Annotated in this window: 2 protein-coding genes and 3 tRNA genes; 3 read left to right on the top strand and 2 right to left on the bottom strand. The window is 72.3% G+C overall.

Annotation, left to right across the window (positions count from 1 at the left end; genetic code table 11):
• Positions 1–1,270 (bottom strand): FGGY family carbohydrate kinase (locus tag B7767_RS32940; RefSeq protein WP_085575321.1); only part of this gene is annotated, 1,270 nt, incomplete at its 3' end.
• A 176-nt stretch (positions 1,271–1,446) separates the two neighbouring features.
• Complete coding sequence (locus B7767_RS32935; protein ID WP_085575320.1) at positions 1,447–1,752, bottom strand: YtxH domain-containing protein; 306 nt, start codon at positions 1,750–1,752, stop codon at positions 1,447–1,449.
• Positions 1,753–1,921: 169 nt separating this feature from the next.
• Between B7767_RS32935 and B7767_RS32930 the strand changes: the two genes are divergently transcribed.
• From B7767_RS32930 to B7767_RS32920, 3 genes are all read left to right on the top strand, one after another.
• Positions 1,922–1,994 (top strand) — tRNA-Asn (locus B7767_RS32930).
• Between the two features lie 5 nt (positions 1,995–1,999).
• Positions 2,000–2,072, top strand: a tRNA-Asn gene (locus B7767_RS32925).
• Between the two features lie 177 nt (positions 2,073–2,249).
• A tRNA-Ile gene (locus B7767_RS32920) sits at positions 2,250–2,326 on the top strand.
• The last annotated feature ends 76 nt before the right edge of the window (positions 2,327–2,402 follow it).

Below are 2,402 nucleotides of genomic sequence, written 5' to 3'. Positions count from 1 at the left end.
CCGCGCCGATCGCCGCGTAGTCCGCGGGCTGCGGCACCACCACCTGCGCCCCGAACAGGGCGGGCGCCGCCGACTGCACGGCCGGCAGCTCCGCGGCCGGACCCAGCAGGAAGACCCGCCGCACCTCCACGCCCCGGCCGCGCAGCACGTCCAGCGCGTCCGCGAGCCCGCACAGCATGCCCTCGAACGCGGCCCGCGCCAGATGCTCCGGCTTCATCGACTCGCGCCGCAGCCCGGCCAGCGTCCCGGCGGTGTGCGGCAGGTTCGGGGTGCGCTCGCCCTCCAGGTACGGCAGCAGCACCAGCCCGTGCGACCCCGGCGTCGACTTCATCGCCAGGTCGGACAGGGTCTCCAGGTCGGGCACCCCGAGCAGTTCGGCGGTCCCGCGCAGGGCGCGTACGGCGTTCAGGGTGGTGACGACGGGCAGGTGCATGCCGGTCGCGTCCGCCAGGGAGGTGATCATCCCGTACTGGTCGACGAGCGCCTCGGGGTGCACGGCCATCACGGACCCGGACGCGCCCAGCGACACCACCGCGTCGCCCAGCCCGATCCCCAGCCCGAACGCCGCCGCCATCGTCTCGCCCGTGCCGGCGGAGATCAGCAGCCCCTCCGGCGTCGTACCGGCCGCCTCCGCCGGGCCGATCACCTCGGGCAGCATCGCCTGGTGCCCGAGCGCCAGCTCCACCAGATCGGGCCGGTAGCCGCCGGTGGCCGCCGCCCAGTACCCGGTGCCGGAAGCCCCGCCCCGGTCGGTGGTGCGCCGCACCGGCCGGCCGAGGAGCTGCCACACCAGCCAGTCGTGCGCCTGCAGCAGTACGGCGGTGCGCGCCGCGCTCTCCGGTTCGCTGCGGGCCATCCAGCGCAGCTTGGTCACCGGCTGCGCGGCCCCCGGCACACAGCCCACGGCCTGTGCCCACGCCTCACGCCCGCCGAACGCGTCGATGAGGTCCGCCGCCGCGACCTGCGCCCGCTTGTCACCGCCGGTCATCGCCGGCCGCACGGTGTTGCCCTGCGCGTCCAGCGGCACCAGCGCGTTCGCCTGCGCGGAGACGCCGATGGCCTGCACGCCCTCCAGCAGGCCGCCGCCCGCGGCCTCGCCGAGGGACAGCAGCCAGGCCTGCGGGTCGACGTCGGAGGGACGGCCGCCGCCGTCGGTGCTCTGTACCGGATGCTGGGCGTACCCCTGCTTGAGCACGGATCCGGTGTCCGTGTCACAGACGACGATGCGAGTGAAGTCTGGCGCGCTGTCCAGTCCGGCGACTATCCCCATACGGCGATTTTGCCGTATGGGGAGGGTGAGTGGGGCGTGGGCACCGTCGGGGTGAGCGCGGTTGTGCGGGTGCGCCTTCGTCGTGGCCCGTCGCGTCCAGGCGGCGGAGCCGCGCATCGACACGGCCCCGCGCCCCTGGAGCGGGGCGACTCACCCGGTGCCGGAAAGCCGCCCCGTCACGTGTTGCTCGTGCCCCAGTCGTCCTCCGCCGGGCCGTGGGCGGCGCGTTCGCGGAGGGTGCGCACCCGCTGGGCGACCGAGTCGGGCATGCGGTCGCCGACCTTGTCGCTGACCGCGTGGTACGCCTTGTCCGCGAACTCGCGGCCCTGCTGCGCCGCGCTCTCCGCTGTGTTGCGCACGGCGGGGTTCCGCGTGAACTGCTGCGCGGACCTCTTGATCTGCTCGTAGCGCTCGCGTCCGGCTTTCGTGCCCAGCACGTAACCCAGGACGACTCCGGCGACGAACGTGAGCCGGTAACGCATGGCGGCCACCCTTCCCGTTGTTGCGGTCTGCGTAGGTCTCCGGTGCGGCGACAGCGCCGGGGAGTACCGATTGGCGGAGCACCCCCCTGCTTGCGCTAATGTATGTGTCGCAGCGAGCGAGTGCCCCCTGGCGGATACCCAGGCGGGTACGTTCGATGCAACGAGGCATTCCTCCGTAGCTCAATTGGCAGAGCAGCCGGCTGTTAACCGGCAGGTTACTGGTTCGAGTCCAGTCGGGGGAGCTCGGTCCTCCGTAGCTCAATTGGCAGAGCAGCCGGCTGTTAACCGGCAGGTTACTGGTTCGAGTCCAGTCGGGGGAGCATCCTGAACGAGGACCCCGTAGGGGTCCTTTTTCATGTCCGGGGGAACCGTGCGGGGCTCGGCGAAGTCTCCATGGTCACGAAGACCGCACGCAGCCGACCATCCGGAGCAGGAGATCGTATGAGCGGCTATGCTGCGGCAGACGGCGCGCACACATGTACGCGACACGCCGTTATGGGGCGGTAGCTCAGCCGGTTAGAGCAGCGGACTCATAATCCGTCGGCCGTGGGTTCGAGTCCCACCCGCCCCACCACACGCCCCCGCCCCTCGTGCGGGCGCGCCTCTCCCCGTCCACGGACCTGGACGCGGCGGAGTGGAACGCCCCCCGC

It is taken from the genome of Streptomyces sp. 13-12-16 (assembly GCF_002114215.1).
In the GTDB taxonomy this organism is placed as follows: Bacteria; Actinomycetota; Actinomycetes; order Streptomycetales; family Streptomycetaceae; genus Streptomyces.
Note: the sequence above shows the minus strand (reverse complement) of the source record. Positions and strands in the feature narration are given on the sequence as shown.